Source organism: Levilactobacillus spicheri DSM 15429 (assembly GCF_001435095.1).
Lineage (GTDB): Bacteria > Bacillota > Bacilli > Lactobacillales > Lactobacillaceae > Levilactobacillus > Levilactobacillus spicheri.
This window is the reverse complement of record NZ_AZFC01000026.1, coordinates 1-21,324: the sequence shown is the minus strand read 5'-3', so window position 1 is coordinate 21,324 and position 21,324 is coordinate 1. Positions and strand designations below refer to the sequence as shown.

19 protein-coding genes and 1 other annotated feature are annotated in these 21,324 nt (G+C 58.2%); of the genes, 12 read left to right on the top strand and 7 right to left on the bottom strand.

Translation table 11 applies throughout. The features are described from left to right. Positions 1-2: 2 nt before the first annotated feature. Positions 3-1,718: an aryl-sulfate sulfotransferase gene (locus tag FD37_RS07860; RefSeq protein WP_056964629.1), complete on the bottom strand. Its 1,716-nt coding sequence runs from the start codon at positions 1,716-1,718 to the stop codon at positions 3-5. Positions 1,719-1,943: 225 nt separating this feature from the next. On the opposite strand from FD37_RS07860, the gene FD37_RS07855 reads away from it, so the two are divergent. Together FD37_RS07855 and FD37_RS07850 are read left to right on the top strand one after the other, a co-directional pair. Further along, positions 1,944-2,690, top strand: a complete 747-nt coding sequence (locus FD37_RS07855; protein ID WP_056964627.1) for a DUF975 family protein — start codon at positions 1,944-1,946, stop codon at positions 2,688-2,690. A gap of 128 nt (positions 2,691-2,818) precedes the next feature. Beyond that, positions 2,819-3,694, top strand: coding sequence for a DMT family transporter (locus tag FD37_RS07850; RefSeq protein WP_045807401.1), 876 nt, complete (start codon positions 2,819-2,821; stop codon positions 3,692-3,694). A 139-nt stretch (positions 3,695-3,833) separates the two neighbouring features. On the opposite strand, the gene murI is transcribed toward FD37_RS07850, so the two are convergent. After that, entirely contained in the window at positions 3,834-4,616 is a 783-nt protein-coding gene (gene murI, locus FD37_RS07845) for a glutamate racemase (RefSeq protein ID WP_056964625.1), read from the bottom strand. Positions 4,617-4,892: 276 nt separating this feature from the next. On the opposite strand from murI, the gene FD37_RS07840 reads away from it, so the two are divergent. Genes FD37_RS07840 through FD37_RS07830 form a run of 3 tightly spaced genes read left to right on the top strand, consistent with a single transcriptional unit; the run spans position 4,893 to position 7,090 of the window. After that, on the top strand, positions 4,893-5,264 hold the full coding sequence (locus tag FD37_RS07840) for a GntR family transcriptional regulator (RefSeq protein ID WP_045807403.1): 372 nt from the start codon (positions 4,893-4,895) through the stop codon (positions 5,262-5,264). Then, positions 5,265-6,155 (top strand): ATP-binding cassette domain-containing protein, encoded by an 891-nt coding sequence (locus tag FD37_RS07835; RefSeq protein WP_045807404.1) that lies wholly within the window; start codon positions 5,265-5,267, stop codon positions 6,153-6,155. It begins immediately after the preceding gene. 11 nt (positions 6,156-6,166) lie between these two features. Then, entirely contained in the window at positions 6,167-7,090 is a 924-nt protein-coding gene (locus FD37_RS07830) for an ABC transporter permease (RefSeq protein ID WP_056964623.1), read from the top strand. A gap of 313 nt (positions 7,091-7,403) precedes the next feature. Here FD37_RS07830 and FD37_RS07825 read toward each other — a convergent pair whose 3' ends face one another. Both FD37_RS07825 and FD37_RS07820 read right to left on the bottom strand, forming a co-directional pair. Then, positions 7,404-8,861: a PH domain-containing protein gene (locus FD37_RS07825; RefSeq protein WP_056964621.1), complete on the bottom strand. Its 1,458-nt coding sequence runs from the start codon at positions 8,859-8,861 to the stop codon at positions 7,404-7,406. Continuing rightward, positions 8,848-9,324, bottom strand: a complete 477-nt coding sequence (locus tag FD37_RS07820) for a PH domain-containing protein (RefSeq protein ID WP_045807407.1) — start codon at positions 9,322-9,324, stop codon at positions 8,848-8,850. Before FD37_RS07820 ends, FD37_RS07825 begins: the two co-directional genes overlap by 14 nt. A 341-nt stretch (positions 9,325-9,665) precedes the next feature. Here FD37_RS07820 and FD37_RS07815 point away from each other — a divergent pair, with 341 nt between their 5' ends. After that, positions 9,666-10,106 carry a nucleoside 2-deoxyribosyltransferase gene (locus FD37_RS07815; RefSeq protein WP_056964619.1) on the top strand — a complete coding sequence of 147 codons (441 nt, stop codon included), beginning with the start codon at positions 9,666-9,668 and terminating at the stop codon, positions 10,104-10,106. Between the two features lie 31 nt (positions 10,107-10,137). Continuing rightward, a complete protein-coding gene (locus FD37_RS07810) occupies positions 10,138-11,547 on the top strand; it encodes a cytosine permease (protein WP_056964617.1) in 1,410 nt (469 codons plus the stop codon). Positions 11,548-12,530: 983 nt separating this feature from the next. On the opposite strand, the gene FD37_RS07805 is transcribed toward FD37_RS07810, so the two are convergent. Genes FD37_RS07805 through FD37_RS07795 form a run of 3 tightly spaced genes read right to left on the bottom strand, consistent with a single transcriptional unit; the run spans position 12,531 to position 14,949 of the window. Beyond that, positions 12,531-13,421 carry a polysaccharide deacetylase family protein gene (locus FD37_RS07805; protein ID WP_056964615.1) on the bottom strand — a complete coding sequence of 297 codons (891 nt, stop codon included), beginning with the start codon at positions 13,419-13,421 and terminating at the stop codon, positions 12,531-12,533. Next, positions 13,418-13,720 (bottom strand): hypothetical protein, encoded by a 303-nt coding sequence (locus FD37_RS07800; RefSeq protein WP_056964613.1) that lies wholly within the window; start codon positions 13,718-13,720, stop codon positions 13,418-13,420. Before FD37_RS07800 ends, FD37_RS07805 begins: the two co-directional genes overlap by 4 nt. A 2-nt stretch (positions 13,721-13,722) precedes the next feature. Continuing rightward, positions 13,723-14,949 (bottom strand): glycosyltransferase, encoded by a 1,227-nt coding sequence (locus tag FD37_RS07795; protein WP_056964611.1) that lies wholly within the window; start codon positions 14,947-14,949, stop codon positions 13,723-13,725. Between the two features lie 231 nt (positions 14,950-15,180). On the opposite strand from FD37_RS07795, the gene FD37_RS07790 reads away from it, so the two are divergent. The 5 genes from FD37_RS07790 to tyrS all read left to right on the top strand — a co-directional run bounded on the left by FD37_RS07790 (position 15,181) and on the right by tyrS (position 20,851). Then, the gene (locus FD37_RS07790) at positions 15,181-15,423 is read left to right on the top strand and encodes a hypothetical protein (RefSeq protein ID WP_045807414.1); all 243 of its coding nucleotides are present in this window, start codon (positions 15,181-15,183) and stop codon (positions 15,421-15,423) included. A gap of 174 nt (positions 15,424-15,597) precedes the next feature. Then, on the top strand, positions 15,598-17,064 hold the full coding sequence (locus tag FD37_RS07785; protein WP_045807415.1) for a helix-turn-helix domain-containing protein: 1,467 nt from the start codon (positions 15,598-15,600) through the stop codon (positions 17,062-17,064). A 131-nt stretch (positions 17,065-17,195) separates the two neighbouring features. Further along, complete coding sequence (locus tag FD37_RS07780; protein WP_045807416.1) at positions 17,196-17,567, top strand: MarR family winged helix-turn-helix transcriptional regulator; 372 nt, start codon at positions 17,196-17,198, stop codon at positions 17,565-17,567. A gap of 324 nt (positions 17,568-17,891) precedes the next feature. Then, positions 17,892-19,274: an Nramp family divalent metal transporter gene (locus FD37_RS07775; RefSeq protein WP_056964609.1), complete on the top strand. Its 1,383-nt coding sequence runs from the start codon at positions 17,892-17,894 to the stop codon at positions 19,272-19,274. Between the two features lie 62 nt (positions 19,275-19,336). Then, positions 19,337-19,537: a binding site (T-box leader), on the top strand. Positions 19,538-19,591: 54 nt separating this feature from the next. After that, positions 19,592-20,851 (top strand): tyrosine--tRNA ligase, encoded by a 1,260-nt coding sequence (gene tyrS / locus FD37_RS07770; protein ID WP_056964607.1) that lies wholly within the window; start codon positions 19,592-19,594, stop codon positions 20,849-20,851. The last annotated feature ends 473 nt before the right edge of the window (positions 20,852-21,324 follow it).

Here is a 21,324-nt window from a genome sequence, read left to right as displayed (position 1 = left end):
GGCTACTTGATTGTTTGCAGGGTGAACGCCTGGTTCCCCGGATACAGCGACATCCGCTGAGCCCGGTAGCTCCAATCGCCGTGTGCGAAGTGAGTCCGGTCGACGTCGAAGACCACGCGGTTGGTCTTGCGGTTGACCTCGACGAACTCGCTGCGCTTGCCCCAGTCGGCGTACCCGAAGCCAATCAGGGTGTTGCCCTTACCGACGGCGTAGCTGCTGCCGACGATGTTGGTGAAGTTGCGTTGGCCGAGTTGTTGGCCAAACTCCCAGGTCTTGGTGACGGTCCGTTTGAGCTGGTTGATCGTCACAATCTCCCCGGCCGACCACTTCTTGGATTGAGCGGTCTTGCCCCGGGTGACCGGCACGTTGTTGTCGTAGAATTCCAGCTCGACCGAATCGCCCTGATGCTGGTTTTGGTGGATCAGGGTGACCGCGTGCTGACCGCCGTTGTAGCGGTAGTGCTTGGTGGTCGGCTTTAAGAGGTACTGCTGGTAACGCTTAGGCAGCTTTTCCGGTGCCGCCAAGATCCACTTGAGCTTGGTGGTCTTGTAGTTGATGGCGAAGACCATGTCCTGGTTACGGCCGGAGACGACCAGCTCATTGCGCTTCTTGTCGTAGGTCATCGAGTTCTGGTGGAACCAGTCGATCTTGCCGTCCGGCCGGTGCGTCCCGGTGTACTGCTGGTAGGCCGACTTCGGCAGGATGCGTTTGAGGTCGATGACCTTCTGGATCTTCCCGGTCTGGCGGTCAATCTCGATCATGGTATCCTCGACGAACTTCTTGCTCCCGTCATCGACCGTGAGCAGGAGATTGTGGTTCGGCAGCTCGATGGCATCGTGGTGGATCACCGTGTTGGTCGCCAGCTTTTGGGGATCCTGCCGGGACGGGAAGAGGCCGCTAAAGTTGTACTGCCGGTAAACGCGGCCGTAGAAGTCGGTCTCCCGCAGCGCGTTGTACTTGTGCTGGTTCGCGTCGATCTTGGTCAGAATCAGGAGGTGGTGGTTAGCCAGTTCCTTGAAGACGTGGGAGATCTTCTGGGAGCCGTACCAGCGGATCTTCCCCCGCGCGTCCAGCCCGTAGGTGTACCCCTGACTGCTGACGGCAAAGGTCAACTTGGTGTGGCCGTTCCCCAGGACCATCTGCTTGGGCTTGCTGGTCTTGAGGGTGTTGGTCCCGATGCCGTGGGGCGCCTTGCCGGTGGTCAGCCGGTAGGTCTGCCGGGTCACGGTCCCCGCCTTAGTGGTGAACCGCAGCGTCACCCGGTTGGTCCGGTTGGCGTAGAGCCCCAGGACCCCCACGCTGTGGCGGGTCTGGTACCCCTTGAGCGTCTGGTGGATCGTGGTCGCCGGCCGGTCACCGTGGACGGTCAGCTTGACCTGGGTCGGTTGGGCGGTCTTGACCAGGATCAAGCCGGAGAGGGGCGAGGTCTTGTACGGGTTGACCACGACCTTGGCATGGCTTTTCCCGGTCGGCAGGGCCTTGAGCGTCTTTTGGTAGCTGGCGGTCAGTTTGTTGGTCGCCGTGGTGTTTTTGGTCGACAGGGCCGGCCGCAGGTTCAACTTGATCTGCCCGGTCCGCAGCACGTCTTTTTGGGCGTACGATTGGTGGACCAACAGGTAACGGCGAATCAGGTGGCGTTCGTGGTAGGCCGTGGCGCCGCCCACAATTAGCAGGACGACGACCACCGCACCGGCGATGCGCCAGAATTTTTTAGTCATAAGAGCACTCCCTAAGATAGTCTACACTCGAATTATTTAGATACTCGCTACATTCTAGCAATTTTCCTGGGGAGTGACAACCGCTTCCAAGGCCCGCGCCACCCGTTTAACGGTGGTCTACCGTGGTTTGTGGCCGAAAAAAGGGTTCCTACTGGGCGGGGAAACACGGTATACTAGAGGGAATCGGATAACGCGGAACGAACCGCGGGAAAAGGGGATTACAGGATGACAACAGAAGATCGACTGAATATTAAGGCCGGTGCGAAGAATCAAGTTTGGACACATTTTTCTTTCTACATACTCTTGACGATTCTTTGGATCGCACTGACCTGGATCGGGAACATGATCAGTAATCAAAATAGCGTGTCGGTTATGCAGTCCATAGCCTCGGGCCATCAGGTCAACGTTACGACGGGGGGCAGTGCCTTGGCCGGGGTGTTTGGTATCGTGGCATCGATGCTGCAGAGTGGGTCGCAACTGACCATGATCGATATCGACCGGGGGACCGCGACGCTGGATAACCCCATGCAACGCACGTTTAAATTGTTCGAGAAGAGCCAGTACTTCTGGGGCTGGCTGTGGATCAGCATCCTGACCTTCATCATGGTCTTTCTCTGGACGCTGCTACTGGTGATTCCCGGTATCGTGAAGGCTTATGCCTATTCGCAAGCGTTTTACATCTACCGTGACGCCCTGGATAAGGGCCAGCCCATCTCGGCGCTGGAGGCCATTACCCAGTCCCGGCAGTTGATGGACGGCAGTAAGGGCTTCCTGTTCATCATGGACCTGAGCTACATCGGTTGGTTCATCCTGAGCGCGCTCTTCATGAACATCCCGGACCTGTTCGTCATGCCGTACTTCTACACGGCCAAGGCGAAATTTTACAACCAATTGTTGGTTAAAAAGGCCGGCAACCATGAGCCGTTCCATCCCGATGATTCGGATGAGGACGATCACGTTTCAATTAGTTAAGACGAGTGGGACAAGGCACGCACGTGGTGTCTTGCCCCACCTTTCATCTCGCACGACCCCCAGCACCGACCCGGCATAGTCGGTGCTGGGGCCAAGAGAATTTGATGGAGAAGGGATTTGGCACACTTATGCGACAACCAGAACATTCTTTAAGGGGACATCTCGTGGCCCTGCTGACGATTTTTTTGTGGGGCATCACCTACATCTCGACCAAGGTCCTGCTGACCGACTTCGCGCCGCTGGAGATCCTCCTGATTCGCTTCGTCATCGGCCTGGTGGGGCTGTTCCTGGTGTACCCCAAGTTCTTCGGGTTCACCAGCTGGAAGGAGGAGGGGGCGCTGGCCGCGGCCGGCCTCTTGGGCATCTGCCTGTACTACCTCTTTGAAAATATCGCGCTGACCTTTACCTACGCCTCGAACATCGGGGTCATCGTCTCGACGTCGCCGCTGTTTATCGCGCTGATCGCCGCGGCCCTGGGACGCCAGCGGTTGACCAAGCAATTTTTGTGCGGCTTTATCGCTTCGATGCTGGGGATCTCGCTGATCTCGTTGAACGGCAGCGGGGTACACATCAACTTCACCGGGGACCTGTTGGCGCTCCTGGCGGCCCTGATCTGGGCGTTGTATTCCTACGTGGTCAGCTACCTGAACACGCTGGGACACAACCCGGTCCAGGTGACCCGCCGGACGTTCATCTACGGGATTCTGTTCATCCTGCCGGTCTTCTGGGCGACGCACGGCCGGATTCGGCTGGCGGTGATCCTGCAGCCGGATAACCTGGTCAACCTCCTATTCCTGGGATTGGGCGCCTCGGCCCTGTGCTTCTTGAGCTGGGCGTACGCGGTGAAGAAGCTGGGGACGGTCAAGACCAGTATCTACATCTACCTGGTACCGGTGGTCACAGTGATCACGGCCTGGCTGATTCTGCACGAGCCCATTACACCACTGGTCCTCGTGGGAATTCTCCTGACGATCGGTGGCCTGGTGATTTCGGCCCGCCAATAAGCTTGCCCGCAGGTTGGGCGGCTGATAAGGTTAGTTCCGTAAAACGACGATGGAAATTTTTCCGTCGCCGTTTTTTATTAGCGATAAATAATTTGGCAACCAAAAAGCCCCTCCGCGTCATTGGCGAAGGGGTCGAGGGTTATTCGGTGATACCGTGTTCGAATAAGTGTTGGTACAGGGCCAGTTCGGCCGGGGTATCGCGACTGCTGTAGAAGTGGATCTGACGGTGGTCGTTGTGGGTTCGCAAGAGTCCCTGGTCCGTGAGGTGCTTGGTCAGGTTCTTGGCCAGGCCCTCGTACCCCGTGTAGACGGTGACCGGGTGGTCGAACTCACGGCGAATCATGTCGGCGATGAACGGGTAGTGGGTGCATCCCAGGACCACGCCGTCGATGGGCGCCGCTGTCACGTCCGCCATCAACCGGGCGACCAGGGCCTGCGTCTGGGCCAGTCCGGCGTGCCCCTTTTCGATGCTGTCGGCCAAGCCGGGGCAGGGAAGTGAGTAGATCTGGGTCGTGGCCTCAAACCGGGTGACCTGGGCTTGATACTTGGGCAGACTGATGGTCAGCGGTGTCGCCATGACCAGGATGTGCTGTTTCCCCGCATCGACCGCCTGTTTCAGGGCCGGCTCGATGCCCAGGATGGGCAGGGTCGGATTGGCGGCCATGAGCTGTTGCTTGGCCGCACTGGTCGCCGTGTTGCAGGCGATGACCACGGCCTTGGCCTGGTGCTGCTTGAGTTGGTCGAGGACCTGCGTGGCCAGCTGGCAGACCTGGTCGGACGGCTTTTCCCCGTATGGGGCGTTTGCGGAATCCCCATAGAAGATGAAGTCCTCGTTCGGTAGGGCCTGGGCCAGGGTCCGCAGGGTGCTGATGCCACCGACGCCGGAATCGAACACGCCGATGGGTGCTTGTTGCTTTGACATTCGAAACGCCTCCTAAGCTTCCATTAAAGGCCTTTTTGCGCGATTCTGCAACACCTACACCGACTGAGCGGCTAAATTGTCTAGTGACTTGGTTTACGGGCGGCGTTTATTGGTGAGACTCGTCCCGTGAATAGGGGAATTCTGCCAGTTGGCAGGAATCGACCACGGTGTGGGGGATGAATCATTTTTAGGTGGTTGTCTTTTCGAGTGTACTGTGTATAATAGTACACACAGAACACCTAGAACACCCAGGCAAACTTAAAGGGGATGAATGGCATGCAAGTCAAGGATACGTCAGGCCTGCCCTATTACGAACAACTCGTCTTACGCGTCAAGCAGCAGATCGTCCAGGGGATTCTCCAGCCGGGGGACCGGTTGCCGTCCGTGCGGGACATGGCGCGGCAGGAACAGTTGAACCCCAACACGGTGAGCAAGGCTTACAAGCAGTTGGAAGCCCAACAGGTCATCGTGACGGTTCACGGCAAAGGCACCTACGTGCGGGAGGCCGGCGAACCGGCCGACAACGCCGCCCAGATTGTGGCCAGTCGGCAACGCCTGCTGACGCTGCTGACCGAGATTCGCTACTTAGGCGTTCCGGCCAACCAGGTCATTGGGTGGATTAAAACGGCATATGAGGAGGCTGATTAGATGTTACGCGTCAGCAAGTTAAGAAAGACCATCGAGCATCACGATATCATCAACGACATTAGTTTTGACTGGCGACCGGGCGAGATCGTCGGGCTGGTCGGGCGAAACGGGGTCGGGAAGACCACCCTGTTTCGGACCATGACGCACCAGTACGTCGCCGACCAGGGAACGGTCGCCATCGACGACCACGATCTGTTGGCCGAACCGGCCTACCAGCGGCAACTCTTCTTCATCGATACCCAGTACAATTTTCTGGCGAACTACCGCTTGAACGAGTTGCCGGACTTCTACCGGCTGGTCTACCGGGACTTCGACCAGGCACGCTACCGGGAGCTCTTGCAGCGGTTCAACCTGCACGCCGGCGACCAGTACCGGCAACTGTCCAAGGGGATGCGCGCGCTGGTCAACGTCATCTTGGCACTGACGTCCAACGCCCCGTACATTATCTTGGATGAACCGTTCGATGGGCTGGACGTCATCGTCCGGGAGAACATCTCGACCATGGTCATCGACGAGGTGGCCGATCAGCAGAAGGGCTTCCTAATCTCGTCACACGATCTGAACGAGTTGGACGGTCTGAGTGACCGGGTTCTGTTGCTCAAGGACAGCCGGTTGGCTCACGACTACAACCTGGAGGACGTCCGAGAGAAGGCTCGCAAGATCCAGCTGGTCTTTAAAGATAAACAGATTCCGGACTTGCTGAAGCAGCACAGCAAGCTGATCCGCGTTTCCGGTCGGGTTCTCGTGGTGGTCTTCCCCGCGTACACCCCAGAGCTGGCCGCGCAACTTCAAGCACTCCAGCCAGTGCTGATGGAAGAGCTGCCGTTGACGTTGGAAGACCTATTCCGGGCGAACCTGTCACAGGATACCGGTTATCAGATGATGAAGTAGGGGGATGCACGATGAACAAACAATTATTTCAGTTACTTTGGCGGCACTACCGTAAGCGCCTGATCGCACTGGGGGCCATCTCCCTGCTGGTGATCATCGGCATTTCCCTGGCGGACGCCGGGACCTGGGTGGTCAAGCCCGGCCAGCGTCTGTTGAGTGATCAGGTCAACCAGTGGATGCTCTATCAGTTCAGCAATCGCGGGACCGTTTCCCTGTTTTCGTTTTGGCTCTTATTCGTCTTTTGGGTCGGCGGTTTCCTGTTGATGAACCAGGATCTCAAGGATCACTTCAACCAATTTCTCTTTACCAGCGGGTACCGCCGGCAAACGATTTACTGGGCCAAGTTGCTACTTGGCCTGGGCGTCTTGCTGGGCATCACCGTGATGACTACGGGCGTCCAATACCTGGTGTACTGGCTCAAGGTCCCGGCGGGCGTCACGTTTAACCTGGCCTGGCCGGGCATGCTGGCGTCGTGGGGCATCGGTCTCGCAAACGCCGTGGGGATGTTCGCCATCTTCTGGTTCGCGGCCCTGATCGTTGGCCAGACCGGGGCCCTGATCGTCACGGTCAGCGGTTTTACCCTGTCAGTCGTGGGCTGGGCCAATGTCTGGTCCGAGTGGATCAAGATGACGCCGGTCCAGTCGGAGTGGTTCTCGGCCCTCGGCTGGGTGGTGGCGGCACTGATCCTGTTTATCTGGGGGAGCGTCCTCTATGCCCGGCTATCGCTGGAGCACAACGGGGAATACCTGATGTTCCCGGGCTTAAAGGTGCCGGTCTACATCGTCTTCGTCCTGTACGTGACGTTCCTGTTCTCGGTGAACGCCGGGGAATTAGCTCCCGGGATGACCGCCTTTATCATCAGCGCGCTCTTCGGGTACTGGTGGCTGTGGCGTCCGCGCTTCAGTCGGCTGCGTCACCGGTCGGACGCGGACTGATGGTTCACGGGGGTGGCGGTTTAACCATTTCTTTAACAACGCCGTGCGGAAATGGTGCTACTATCTTAACTAAGGGTCAGCGCGAACGCGTGCTGGCCCCGCCGAGCCGCACGGGGCTCGGTGTCTAGTCTGAATGTAAACTGGTCAGAGAGTAGGATATTTGAATAAGTGATGGGCTCGCCAATGGGGATTAGCGGACCTGTCAAGGGGAGTCCCGGCGGCAGACGTCGTCGGGACAGCAAAACGGACGGTCACGACTTAGCGTCGGAACCGTCCGTTTTTTGATGTTTTTTTGAAAGCGTGCAGCGCAGATTCACTGCCCCTGGTACCAGTCGTAGATGTTTTGCGCCTGCTTAGCGCTGATGTAGCGCAACTCGATGGCCTGGTTGTGATTGCCGTGGCGGACGTTGACCGTCAGGTGGGCCAGCTGGCGCTTGACCATCCAGACCGACCAGTTCAGCTGGAGCGACTGGATCTGCTCGCGCGGCACGAAGAAGGTCTCGCGGGTCCAGAAGTGCCCCGTTTGCAGGACCAGCAGCTGGTGGGTCAGCAGGCTGCCCCCGGTGTTGTGGGCGGCGAACTGGCCCTGTAGGATGGCAAACGGGATCAGTAGGAGCCCCAGCCACCCCCAGGGACGAACCAGCCACCCTAGTAAGACGACCGGCAGGGCCACCACCAGCACCGCGTTGCGGCTGAGCAGCCAGCGGGCGTGCTGGGGCACGATGAGGTGCTCAAGTTGGGGGACCACCCCGGGCACCCAGTCGATGAACGGGTGCAGGGTGCTGTACAACTGCTGCTGTGCGATGGCCGGCAGGATGACCAGGTCGTGGTCGTCATCGTCGGTCGCGGCCTTGGAGGCCAGCAGGACCTGAACCGTTTGCAGGTGCAGCCACTGACGCAGGATATTTTGCTTGGTGCGGACGGCCTGGACCCGGTTCAGCGGGGCGGTGATGGTGTTGCGCTGGAAGAGGCCCTTGGCAATCTGCAGCTGGTCGGGCGTCCGGGTCAGGGTGAACCGGTAGTAGCGGATCAGGACCCAGATCAACGCGCCCAGCCAGGCGATGATCAGCAGGGCCACCGCGCCGCCGATGAGCAGGGGCAACGCGAAGTGCTGGGCGTCGGCCACCAGCAGGTCGACCCACTTGTGGGGCAGCTTGCCGTAGATGGCCAGCAAAACCAACAGGAGCGGGATGATCCCGGTGCTGGTCAGCGCGAAGAGGAGCAGGGTGTGGCGGTTCGTCACGTAGCGCTGCTGCACGGCGCCGAGGCCGTTATTGGATGCCGGCGTGGTCGTTGCTGGTTGAGGGGCGGGGGCGTCCGGCGACAACGGGTGGTAGCTGGCGCGCCGGTAGCGTTCCAGGGTATCGGCCACCGTGAGGGGCACCGCCGGCAGTTGGACCTCGGGCTCGCCGTCCTGGTGGCTGGCGGTCTCAATCTGCAGGGTCTCCAGGTGAAACGGCCGCAGGTAGAACCACTGCTTGCGTTGGACCGTTTGCAGCCGGGAATAGGGGATGTGCCGGTGGTGGCGCACGAAGATCCCCGAGTTGACCACGATGGCCGTGGCGGTCAGCTGATAGGTCAGCGTCAGCCACTTGAGTAACGGCCAGATCAGGAGCCAGGTCACCATGGCGAGCACCGCGACCACCCGCCAGGTCGTGGTCAGGTGGTCCCACTGCCAGACAGCCAGGAGGATGAGAAACCAGTAATCTTTCAGTTGTTTTGCGGTGTGCTGGACGTAGCCCAACGGGTGGGTGTGCTTAGGCTGGGTCATGGCGTGCCTCCTGAGCCAACCGCATGATCTGTTCGCGCAGTTGGGCGGCCACGTCGAGTTCGAGGCCCTCGATGGTGTGGCTGGTGGCGGCCGTGGCGACGGTGACCTGGGTCAGGTGTTGCCACTGAAGTAGCGGACCGGCGTTCAGGGTGACGTTTTGTACCCGGGCGATCGGGATGGCGACGCGTTTCTTGAACAACCAGCCGGACTGGATCTCGACGGCGAGCGACGTGATCTGGTACCGGGAGAACCGGTAGCGGTAGGGAATCAGGGCGGCCTCGATGGTCGGTTCGATGACCGTCAGGATCCCGCCGAAGACGGCCAGCCAGACGGTCCAGTGCCAGTAAGTGTGCGCTAACCAGAGCAGCCCGGTGATGACCAACAGGGCCAGAAAACTGCCGAGGGCGCTGTACCCCCAGATCCGTTTGATCCGGGGTGGTAGGGATTGCGTAGTGGTTTGCATAAGTAGGGACTCCTCTCTGTAGGTTAAGTGTAGCAAGCTCCCAGCGGCTTGACAACTTAGGGGTTGAAACGATTTCAGAAAAAAAGCGAAATTCCGGTTAGTTGGGAAGTTAACCGTTTGACGAAACCGGTACCAAATAAATGACGATTGACGAACGGAAAGGGAGCCCGTATAATACGTTCTAACAACCAAATAGTCCTTTTAAGTTAGTCCCGTGAGGCTGGCAAAGGTGCGGTAGAAGTCTGCAGGCATGCAGGCGGCTAGCGGCCGACATTCTTGCGGAATTCGGCCGCTTTTTTCGTGGCTACGTGGTTGAAAAAAGATGTTGGAGGAGTTATTTCATGGCACAAATCTACGTTGCAAGTCCGTTCTTTAATCCTGAGCAGGTCGACCGGGTCACCCGGTTAGAACAAGCGCTCACGGCCAACCCGACGGTGAAGGACTTCTACTCGCCGCGCCTGCACCAAGACGCCCAAGCGGAACAGTTCACCAAGGAATGGGCCACCGAGATCTTCCACCGGGACATGGAACAGATCGCCGCGGCCGACGTGATCGTCACGGTCCTGGACTTTGAGGCGCAAAACATCGATTCCGGCACGGCCTACGAACTGGGGGTCGCCACGATGCGGCAGCTGCCGATCCTGGCCTTACAGGAAAAGGAAGAGGGCGTCAACCTGATGGTCACGGAAAGCCTGCACTACTACACCAAGCAGGTTGCTGACTTTGCGACGTACGACTTCAACACCCTGCCACAGGGCGAGTTTGTGGGCGAGATTCTGTAAGTTCAATTAAGACAAGAAAGGTGAATGAGGAATGGCACAAGAGATCAAAGCACCGGCGGCAACGAAACATGCCGCTACGTTCGGCCACGTGGAATCGATTCCCCGGGCCAATCGGCGGATGTCGAACTGGGACTTATTCGCGACCTGGATTGGCGCCAACGCCAACAACGGGACCTGGTACATCGGGGGCGTCATTGCCGCCTGCGGGTTAGCGACGGCCTCCACGACCCTGATCGTCGTGGGACTCATCTCTTACGTCTTGCTGGCGGTGGCCAGTTACATGGGGTACCAGACCGGCTTGCCCGCCATGGCGTTGACCCGGGCGTCGTTTGGCCTGCGGGGGAGCTTCATTCCGTCGATCATCAACGTGGTCCAGTTCATCGGTTGGGCCGCGGTCAACACGTTCATCGCGGCCACGTCGATTAGCTACATTTTTAGTGAGCTGTTCGGGTGGCCGGTCTACGGCAAGCCCGGGGGCACCTTCGGCCTGATCGTCGGCATCCTCATCATGAGTGTCTTGCATTTATTGAGTATTTCTTTGGGGGAACGGTCGGTCCGCTTGATCGAACGGATCGGCATCATCCTGGTCGTCATCTTCGTTCTCTGGGAATCCGTGGTGGTTTTCCGGATGGTCTCCTTCCACGACATTGCGACCTGGCAGCCGCCGCACAATCTGCGGATGACCTCTGGGGTGGCGGCCGACACGTTGGCGGCCTTTAACCTGGCCTGGGTCACGGCGGCGTCCGACTTCAGTCGTTTCACAGCGAAAAAGTCGGCGGCGACCACGGCATCCTTCCTGGGGGCTAACCTGGGACTCTTCTGGTTCGCCTTCATCGGGCTGTTCGCTACGATCGGCACGGCGGTCACGCTGAACCACTTTGACCCGAACAATTCCGACCCCAGCACCGTGGCGGCGAAGTTGGGTCTGGGCGTCTTGGCGCTGCTGGTCATCGTGCTGACCAGTACCACGGCTAACGCGGTCAACCTGATGTCGGCCGGGTCGGCGCTGACCAACATGGTTCACAAGCTGTCCTTGAACGTCAGCCTCTGGATTGTGACGCTGGCGGCGACGGCAGTGACCTTTATTCCGGTCTACCTAGCCAGCTTCCTCGACGTGTTCGAGGCCTTCTTGGACGGTATTGGAATGTTCCTGGGCCCGGAAATCGCCATCTTCCTGGTGGACTACTTCTTCTTGAAGGGGAAGCACTATCGCTTCGCCGAGTTCACCAAGGTCCGGGGCGCCTACTGGTACCACCACGGGGTCAACTGGGTCGCGGTGGCGAGCTGGATCCTCGGGGTCGTGGCCTACTGGGGCCTGAAGCAGGTCGCCCTCATTGCGACCACGGTCGGGGCGACGTTCATCGCCATGGCCATCACGGCGGTCATCTACTACCTGGGGATGCGCTTGACGCAACCGCAGGCGGCCGCTACACAAGAGTAACCAACATCGTTTGACCGTCAAACTAAAGGACCGGTGGCAACACCGGTGACGGCTCACGGACACTAACAATGACACCACCTGCCTCCGCCGGCGCTCCCTTGCGCCCGGTGGGCAGGTGGTGTTTTTGTGCGTGCGGACAAAGGGATAATAGTGGGGATTTTCGCTCCACGCCGGCGAGCAAGATGGTCGAGGTGGGCACGACTCCAGAGCCTCGAAACCCACGAGTCTCCGGAGCTCGGCCTTGATGTAGGCCGGGAAAGGACCCCGACCAACATCAATTTCACCACGACCATCAAGTCGCCTCTGTTGCGCTGACCTAGTGACATCGCCGCAACATCCCCAACTGGTAAATTTCGGAAGTTTCGGCTGCGCGGTGTGCTCGTTAAAATCAGCGGCAGTTGCCGATTGCTTCCGCTCAACCTGGGTACGTCGATAGCGGTTATCCAACTATTTCGTCTTAGAGTGGTGTCGGTGCTTATTCCGCGTGGTTAGCAATGGGAAACATCAGCCAACAGAACGGCCATTCGAGGCCACCGCCGTTTTCTGATTAGCTAGCAGGATGCGCAAGTTGCAGTTGCGTCTGATTATTCGGGCGGATCAACCGTAATGGTAGCTGCCCACCCATTGCCGTGGCATAGCTGTTGAAATGTGTCATGAATGAACAATGGTTGACGTTAGATACGTTCTCTTGTTAGAAATTGGTGTCACCAACCTCAGCCGAGAGGGAGGTCAGAATGGGGCTCAGTAGCCTCGTTTCTGTTATCCGGGTGGGCTGCCTGGATTATAGAAAGACCGAGCTTTGAGATCGTCGCGGGTTTTGCGAGGAGCTCGTGGTCGTGTAGGGGACGTTCCAGCCCCAGGCTGATCGACCGGTAGGCGCATGCCAGCGACCATCTTGCTCGCCGGCATGGAGCGATTAATTTGATGAACATGCAAAAGCCCCGACAACGCCAATTCGATGGCGTTGCCGGGGCTTTTGCATGTTATTGATGATTGAACCACTTGGCGATGGACGGCCAGCTGTCGCTGTTGACGATGACCCGGGGTGTGGCGTTCAGGTCGGTGTCGTCCGTGACCAGGCCGGTGTCCAGCGTGGCGACCCAGGCCAGCTTCTGCTGGGCCAGGAAACGGTCGATCTGCGCCGTGCCCGACCCGTACGGAAAGGCGAACGAATTGGCGTGGGTCCCAGTGTGGGCGGCCAGCTCCCGTTTGGAGATGGCGAAGTCCTTCTGGAACTTGCCGGCGTAGTGCGGCTGCATGAAGACCGGCTGCATGTGCGCGTTCAAGTGGTGCATGTCGTGCGTGTGCAGCCCCAGCGTCATCCGGCCCGCGGTCGTTCGTTGGGCGGCCTGAATCTGTTTCCAGGTCGCCAGTTGCGTCCCTTCCCGGTATTCGCCGGTGTTCCCCGTGATGATGAAGGCTGTGAAGGGGAACTTGTAGCGGTTCATGACCGGCACGGCGTGGTCCAGCACGGTCCGGTCGATGTCGTCAAAACTTAAGACGGCGTACTTGCCGCGAATTGGTTGGTGTCGTTCGACCATCCGGGCCATGGTATCGGCCGAGATGACCTTGACGTGGTGGTCGTGCAGGTACTTCATCTGTTCAGCGAACTTGTCAGCCGGCACGTTGAATTCGTGCAGCTGGGAGTTCGGCGACAGGTCCCGAATGACCTGCGTGGACCAGTTATTACCCAGGATCCGGTGGTAACACAGCACCATGATGCCGTGGTCCATCTTTTGATACTGTTGCGGCAGGGCGTAGCTTTCCTGCATGGTGTGTTGCGCGACGGCCTGTTTACGGATCGTCCACCCGACGCCGAGCACGACGGCGAGTAGGATGAGCGTCAGGAGGCCGCGCCGAAGACGTTGACTCATCGGCGACCTCCCGTGTGGTGACTGAGACGGTGCCAGCGCCACCCACAGTAGATGGGCGTCAGCACGATCAGGACGGCGATGAAGAGCAGCAGCTGATTATCGCCGTGAATCTTGAGATTAAAGAGTAAGTAGAGGCTGACCAGTGAGTCGTTGTACCAGCCCAGGCTAAAGCCCAGGTTGGCCAGGACGACCAGCGCGATGAAGCCCCATAAAAGCACTAAGATGATTCCCCGAAAACTCCGACTATGCCAGCTGGTGTGCCGGCGAATGATTGGTGAAAAATTTCCCCGTTTTTCCACGGTTATAACCCCCGATCTGGACTCCGCCAAGTCCCGGAGCGCTGCGGATTGACCAGGTAAGACCCGATGGCCATCAGACAGCTCGCCAGGTTGATGAGCCAGTAATACAGTACGTAAATTGGCACTAACAGTAATTCCGGTCCCGCTAACTGGGCGGTGCCCTGGGAGGCCAAAAAGCCCAGGGTGAATTGGATGCCGTTCAACGAGAACATCAGGACCAGCAGGTTGCCGTCCAGTGATAAGGAATGCAAGAAGGCCAGCTGGAAGACGTAGACCAGCATCCCGAAGGCCGTCAAAACGGCCCAGACGTTGCTGACAATCGACTCCAGCAGGAGCCACCGCTGGCCCAGTGGGGCGCTGAACAGCCCCCGCCAGTTGGTCAGCAGGACTTCCAGGCCCCCCCGCGCCCAGCGTTGACGCTGCTTGAGCAGGCCGTGGAACCGCTCGGGCACCAGGATCCAGCAGATGGCCTGCGGTTCGTAGGCGACCTGCCAGTGGTGACGGTACATCCGCCAGGTGATGTCGATGTCCTCGGTCATCACGGCCGGATTCCAGCCGCCCACGGCCGTAAGGGCTTCGCGGCGAAAGGCCACCAGGACCCCGGAGACCGTGGTGATACTCCCCGTTAAGTACGATTGTGCTTTCTTGATCAGATCGATCACGGCCACGTATTCCAACAATTGTAGCCGGCCCAGGAGGCTGGTCCGGTTCCGCACGACCGGTTTACCGGTCACGGCACCGTAGTTGGGATTTTCTTGGAGCGTGGTGATCAGTTGGGCGACGGCGTCCGGTGCCAGTAAGGAATCGGCGTCGATGGCCACTAAGTAGTCCCCTTGGGCGACCTTAAACCCCTGATTTAAGGCGTTGGCTTTTCCCTGATTGACCGGCAATGCCACGATATTGAGCGCTAACCGTGAGGCCCATTGCTGTTTGAGCCGGTACATCATCGCCAGGGTCTCGTCGGTACTGCAGTCGTCGATCAGGACGACCTCGTAGTGCGGATAGTCCAGGTTGGCCAACGAGTGCACCGCCGATTCGAGGGTGGCGACTTCGTTATGCGCCGGGACTAAGATGGACACGAACGGCGCTGTGGCGGCAACCAGATGGTCCCGTCGAAGTCGCTGGTGCCGGCGAAAAAGGCCAAAAAAGAGGCTCCCCGTAATCCAGATAACGGACACGAATATGGGGTAGCCGATGACAAAAAAAGTATTAAGGTTGCTTAGCCACATGGTATGTTCTCTCTCCCCGTTGTAAATTGTCGATAACATCAACCAGTCTGGCATAGAGCATAGCATGGAAAGCGCTCGCCAAAATACGTTCCGCAAAAATCATAAGGAAAACGTAAACTTTTGCATTTGAATCATTTTTCGGGTGGGTACGTTGGCAAGTGGCCGAGCCAACGAAACCGGGGACGGCGTGGTAGAATATATATGTAGAAAAGCGCATAGGAGGGTGATTGAATGGTTCAAAAAGTTCAAACGTTACCATTAGTTGACCGGCTGGTAGCTGGGAAGCACGTCACGCTGGTGTTGGCTGACGGGCGAAAGGTCCACATCGAACCCGAGATCGTGGCCGGCCAGCTAACGGGCAATTACCTGAGTAGCGTATTACCGGCAATTCGGTACGATGATCCGCGGATCATCCTGAAGGAGACGCTCACGGCTTTGGACGTGCAGCACGCCACCGTTACCGATGTCGAATAGACGGGAACCGCGTGTCAGCCCCTGACCACTTTGGCCGGGGGCTGTCTGATTATCATCAGCGGGGACCCACTCACGTGACGGGGTTGCGGCCGGTCGCGTGGGCAGTCAGGAGACTTTAAAAAAGGGACGGCTCTAGCGAAACGCCGGACCGTCCGAGATGGGGGAGTGAGCAATGTGAAAATTGATTTTGCGATGTTAACGCCTAAGGCGACGCGCAAGATTCGGTTATTAACATTCATTAATGATCAAGGGGGCCGGTTTAATCTCGCCGATTTTGCGACCGATACCGCCGAGAGTTATTCGCAGGCCTACCACGTCCTGTTAAATTTACGAAGTGACTTAGTCAAGTTGGCCCCCGCGACCAAGTTGACCAAGGATGAGTTGGTCACGTCCGTCAGTCCGGATACCTACCGGCACTGGCTGTACGTGAACAGTATCCCGTACCAGGCGATTCTGACCACGTTGATGGCCCCGGAGAAGCGGGCCCAGGACGTGTGTGACGCGCACAACATCAGCCTGTCGACGTTCAACCGGCGGATGCGGCCGATGCGTGAACAGCTGGCCCAGTACCAGTTGGAGTTGAACACGAATCCCCTGCAAATCACGGGGAACGAGGCGCTGATTCAGCTGCTGTACCTGACGCTGTTCACCACGACCATGACCAAGCTGAGCGAGCTACCGGTCGTGCCCCAGGACTACCGGCCCCTGGCCACGGCGATTCGGGACACTTACACCGAAAGTCAGCTGTACTGTGATTCACCGGGCCTGGCCCAGCACCGGGATATCCTGATCCGGGTCGCGCTGATTCGCTTGGCGCAGGGGCACCGGTACCTGCCATTGCGGTTGCCGTTGGCTCACCTGACCGACTTACGGGCCTTGGCGCGGAACTTCCAGCGGCAGCTGGGGGACACGCCGAAGAAGGTGCTGACCGAGCTGGCGACCTTAGACTACCTGCTGACCAGTTCACCGTACTTCGTGCGGGCGTTGCGGCCGGATAGTCTGAAACGCCTGTACCGGGGCCTGAAGCAACGGGTCAGCGACTATGACCTGGCACCCGGGGTGGTCGAACTGACCGACTACGCCGAGGGGAAGAACTGGTTTGCCAACTGGCTGTTCTCGCTGTGCCAGTTCATGCTGCTCTTCCGGGTCGACCCGCTCTTACGGCCGGAAATCACCACGCTGTACCGGGCGACCGAGACGTCCTCGGCGGCGGCCGCGGCGATTGCCAACAGCATGGCGCGCCTGTACCCGCAACTGGTCACCAGTAGTGACCTGCGGCTGGTCCAAAGTTACCTGAGCAAGTACACCAACGGACTGAACCTGACCGCGGCCAAGGTGGAGATCCTGGTCTCCTACGACATGGTCGGGGTCACGACCGACGTCTTCAACCGCCTGCTGGGTGGCGTGGTGCACCTGCAGATTTTGTGCGACCAGATGGTCATCGACCCCCGACACCGGGACAACTACCTGGTGATCTACGGCGTCGACGACCTGGCGTACCAGTACGCGCAGGAACATCATCTGGAAACTTTCCACTGGATCAAGGAACTGGAGTACGGGGAAAACCTCGACCGGTTGATCAAGACCTTGCGGCACCACGAACTGTCACTGTTCGCCCTGGATTTTCAGCATTCCGACTAACGGCTGGCACCCACTCACCAAAAATCTGGGCCGGAAGGACAGATTCCGGCTACGTCATGCGTGTGGCGTAGTATAATGATTGTAAGCGCATACAAAAAATGAGCTGAATCAAAACGTGGGGAGTGGGGACCATGGCGGAGCAAGATGATTTGAACAAGGTGATGGCGATTTACGGGTTGGTGACGCACTGTTATAATCAGCCGCTAGCGGATCTGGACCTGAACCTGCCGCAATGTCAGGTGATTGGCTACGTGGCCGTGGAACATCTGTCGGTCGCGCAGGTCGCCCAGAAGCTCGGTTTTTCGGCCACCCGGACGTCGAACCTGGTCGTCAGCCTGTGCCGTCGGGGGTACCTGGACCAGCACGTGGCCCCGGATGACCGCCGGCGACGCTATCTCGCGTTGACCGCGCGGGGGCAGGCGCAGTTGCTGATCATTCGGCGCCAGTTGCCGACCATCTTACATCAGGCACTGGCCCGACTCGAACGGGCGGCCCAGGGGTAAATCCATCCTAATAAATGAATCAAAACGAGAGGCTTCTCCCATTGCAGCACGGGGGAGGCCTTTTTTGAGTTGGCCCGGGGCGGCCGTGGCCGCCGCCAAGCCGAAATCATCGGGATTTCATCGCAATATGAGTTGCCTAATAATTTGATATTAGTAATGTAATAATGGAAAAAGCGCGGCCAGGCCGACCGGGCCGGGATTTGACCGTCAAGTGGTTTAAGGGGTGAAGCGAAAGCCCCCCTGGCGCCACCGGAAAACGGGTTTACAGGCATCGCACCCCCCGTATAATAGGGAAACACAAGAAAATTAGGGGAGTGTTTAACGATGACAGATAACGTGTCAACCAAGCAAGTGGGGGAACCGGCGAAGGGCCTGGCGGGATACGCCAACGGGCCGTCGCTGGAAGAAATCAACGGGACCGTCAGTATTCCCAAGGGGAAGGGCTTCTGGCGCAACCTGATGGCCTTTTCGGGTCCCGGGGCGCTGGTCGCCGTGGGGTACATGGATCCGGGGAACTGGGTGACGTCGATCGGCGGGGGCGCGCAGTACGGGTACCTCTTGATGTCGGTGATCCTGATCTCCAGTTTGATTGCGATGTTGTTGCAGTACATGGCGGCTAAACTGGGTATTGTGACGCAGATGGACCTGGCGCAGGCGACGCGGGCCCACACGACGAAACGCATTGGTTTTGTGCTCTGGGTCATGACCGAGCTGGCCATCATGGCGACGGACATCGCCGAGGTGATTGGGGGCGCGATTGCCCTGCAACTGCTGTTCGGCATCCCGCTGATCATCGGGGTCGCCTTGACCGTTTTTGACGTGTTACTACTATTATTATTGACCAAATTGGGCTTTCGGAAGATCGAGGCCATCGTCATCTGCCTGATTACGGTGATCCTGGTGGTCTTCGCCTACGAGGTGATCATCGCCCAGCCGAACATGGGCCAGGCGGTCGCGAACTTCGTGCCGCAACCGGAGATTCTGCGGCCGGGTCAGCTGACCATGGCGCTGGGGATCGTGGGGGCGACGGTCATGCCGCATAACCTGTACCTGCATTCGTCGATTGCCCAGACGCGGAAGTTCGACCGGAGCGACCCGGCCGAACTGAAGCGGGCCGTGACCTACACGACCTGGGACTCCAACATCCAGCTGATTGGGGCCTTCGTGATCAACTGCCTGCTGCTGCTCTTGGGGGCGGCGCTGTTCTTCGGTAAGGACGTCGACCAGTTGGGAACCTTTGGCAACCTGTACAACGCCCTGCAGGATCACCACCTGGCTGGGGCGGTGGCCTCACCGTTCCTATCGACGCTGTTCGCGGTCGCCTTACTGGCCTCCGGGCAAAACTCGACGATTACCGGGACGCTGACCGGGCAAGTCATCATGGAAGGGTTCATCAACCTGAAGATTCCGATGTGGGTCCGGCGAATGGTGACCCGGCTGCTGTCGGTGGCACCGGTGATCATTTGTACGATCCTTTACGGGGGGAGCGAGCAGGCGCTGGACCGTTTGCTGGTGAACTCGCAGGTCTTCCTGTCGATCGCCCTGCCGTTCTCAATGATTCCGCTGACGATTTTCACGTCGTCCAAGAAGATCATGGGCGAGTACGCCAATAAAACCTGGGTGACGGTGCTGGCGTGGGTCAGCTCGATCGTCCTGACGGTGCTGAACTGTCAGATCGTGTGGACCAGCCTGACCGACCTCTTTTAGGGGGATCGGTTCCTGAACGAACTGTGCATTGACTTTTCGCCGCAACGCCGGTATCATCATAGGCATAAGCGATGAATCAGTTGAGTAGTGTGCTCGGCTCCGGTCAAGAGATCTAACGGTGCTGCGAGTTAGAACGTCCGATAACACGAATTACGCTGGGGAGCGGCCGAAGATTTTCGGCGGGTCATTCCGTTAACGATGACGAGAGGTTGTCTTTGACAACAACTTGGGTGGTAACGCGGATTTTTTAATTCGTCCCTGATGGCCAATTGGCCGTTGGGGACTTTTTTGTTGAGATAAACTAGGAGGAATAGCAGATGTCGATTATTGATGAACTCAAGTGGCGGGGCGCCATTAACCAACAAACGGATGAAGCGGGTTTGGCCGAACTGGTCAACAAAAAGGCGGTCGGCCTGTACGCTGGGATCGACCCAACCGGGGACTCGATGCACATTGGGCACCTGATTCCCTTCATGATTCTGAAACGGTTCCAGCTGGCAGGACACCGGCCATACATCGTGATCGGTGGGGCGACCGGCTCCATCGGTGACCCGTCCGGGAAAAAGGCGGAACGGAAATTACAAACGATGGACCAGGTGCGCCACAACCAGGACTGCCTGACCAAGCAGATGGAACACCTCTTTGGTCAAGACGGCAGCTTCAAGATCGTGAACAACTACGACTGGCTGTCCAAGCTGTCCTTGCTGGACTTCCTGCGCGATTACGGGAAGCTGTTCAACGTGAACACCATGCTGAACAAGGAAATCGTGGCGTCCCGGTTGGAAGTCGGCATCTCCTACACGGAATTCACCTACCAGATCCTGCAATCCATCGATTTCTTACACTTGTACAAGGATGAAGACGTGCAATTGCAGATCGGTGGGGCCGACCAATGGGGGAACATCACGTCCGGAATCGACCTAATTCACCGGCAGGAAGGGTCCGACGCCAAGGTTTACGGGCTGACGATTCCGTTGTTGCTGAAGGCTGACGGGACCAAGTTCGGGAAGTCCGAAGGCGGCAACGTCTGGTTGGACCCAGAGAAGACGTCCCCGTACGACTTCTACCAATTCTGGATCAACACCGACGACCGGGACGTGGTCAAGTTCTTGAAGTACTTCACCTTCCTGGACCAAGACGAGATTCAAAAGTTGGCGGACGCCGTGGCGGAACATCCCGAGAAGCGGGAAGCGCAGACGCGGTTGGCGGAAGAAGTCACGGCCTTCGTGCACGGTAAGGCGGCCGTGGTGGAAGCCCAACACATCACCAAGGCCCTGTTCTCCGGGGACGTGGCGGAATTGACGGCCAATGAAATCGAACAAGGCTTCAAGAACATGCCGTCCGTGACGGTTACGAGTGCCAAGCAGGGAATCGTGGAATGGCTGGTCGACACCACCAAGATCGAATCTTCCCGGCGGCAGGCACGGGAAGACGTCACCAACGGCGCCATCCGGATCAACGGGGAAAAGGTGACCGATACGGCTGCCGAGATTGACCCAAGCAGCGCCTTCGATGGTAAGTTCGTCATCGTTCGGCGGGGGAAGAAGCGTTACTTCTTAGCCCGGGTAAGCGACTAAGCATTTTAAGAATTGCGGGCCGTTTAGCGGTTACGCGGGACACTTAAAAAATGGCCAACAGCAGGTCGGAAATTCTCGATTTTTCTGAGAATTTCCGACCTGCTTTTTTGCTGGGGCCGGGGGGAGGCGCACAACACGGTGGGCGGCCAAAAAATAAAAGCGAACAGAATCGGCGGAAGCGGGAGGAAACGCACGGCCAATTCGCAACGTTTCTGCCGGCAGCGACTATAAGATATGCCTTTGAAAAAAGATAGCTTTTATTTTAGTATTTTAGTTGACGTGAACGGGAATCGTTAGTATAGTTATATACGTTGATGAGGGCGTTAGCGGCTGATTCGAATCAAGCGTTCGAAATTAGTTGTTGACAAGCTTGCCGATAACATGATATGATATTCGAGTTGTCTGTGAGAGCGGACGACTGGTAGACCTTTGAAAACTGAACATTGTTTCGACAAACCAAATATGTGTAGGGC

Bases quoted from the DNA above. Each gene is read 5' to 3' on its own strand.
- FD37_RS07860 (WP_056964629.1), bottom strand. From the start codon at position 1,718: ATGACTAAAAAATTCTGGCGCATCGCCGGTGCGGTGGTCGTCGTCCTG.
- FD37_RS07855 (WP_056964627.1), top strand. From the start codon at position 1,944: ATGACAACAGAAGATCGACTGAATATTAAGGCCGGTGCGAAGAATCAA.
- FD37_RS07850 (WP_045807401.1), top strand. From the start codon at position 2,819: ATGCGACAACCAGAACATTCTTTAAGGGGACATCTCGTGGCCCTGCTG.
- murI (WP_056964625.1), bottom strand. From the start codon at position 4,616: ATGTCAAAGCAACAAGCACCCATCGGCGTGTTCGATTCCGGCGTCGGT.
- FD37_RS07840 (WP_045807403.1), top strand. From the start codon at position 4,893: ATGCAAGTCAAGGATACGTCAGGCCTGCCCTATTACGAACAACTCGTC.
- FD37_RS07835 (WP_045807404.1), top strand. From the start codon at position 5,265: ATGTTACGCGTCAGCAAGTTAAGAAAGACCATCGAGCATCACGATATC.
- FD37_RS07830 (WP_056964623.1), top strand. From the start codon at position 6,167: ATGAACAAACAATTATTTCAGTTACTTTGGCGGCACTACCGTAAGCGC.
- FD37_RS07825 (WP_056964621.1), bottom strand. From the start codon at position 8,861: ATGACCCAGCCTAAGCACACCCACCCGTTGGGCTACGTCCAGCACACC.
- FD37_RS07820 (WP_045807407.1), bottom strand. From the start codon at position 9,324: ATGCAAACCACTACGCAATCCCTACCACCCCGGATCAAACGGATCTGG.
- FD37_RS07815 (WP_056964619.1), top strand. From the start codon at position 9,666: ATGGCACAAATCTACGTTGCAAGTCCGTTCTTTAATCCTGAGCAGGTC.
- FD37_RS07810 (WP_056964617.1), top strand. From the start codon at position 10,138: ATGGCACAAGAGATCAAAGCACCGGCGGCAACGAAACATGCCGCTACG.
- FD37_RS07805 (WP_056964615.1), bottom strand. From the start codon at position 13,421: ATGAGTCAACGTCTTCGGCGCGGCCTCCTGACGCTCATCCTACTCGCC.
- FD37_RS07795 (WP_056964611.1), bottom strand. From the start codon at position 14,949: ATGTGGCTAAGCAACCTTAATACTTTTTTTGTCATCGGCTACCCCATA.
- FD37_RS07790 (WP_045807414.1), top strand. From the start codon at position 15,181: ATGGTTCAAAAAGTTCAAACGTTACCATTAGTTGACCGGCTGGTAGCT.
- FD37_RS07780 (WP_045807416.1), top strand. From the start codon at position 17,196: ATGGCGGAGCAAGATGATTTGAACAAGGTGATGGCGATTTACGGGTTG.
- FD37_RS07775 (WP_056964609.1), top strand. From the start codon at position 17,892: ATGACAGATAACGTGTCAACCAAGCAAGTGGGGGAACCGGCGAAGGGC.
- tyrS (WP_056964607.1), top strand. From the start codon at position 19,592: ATGTCGATTATTGATGAACTCAAGTGGCGGGGCGCCATTAACCAACAA.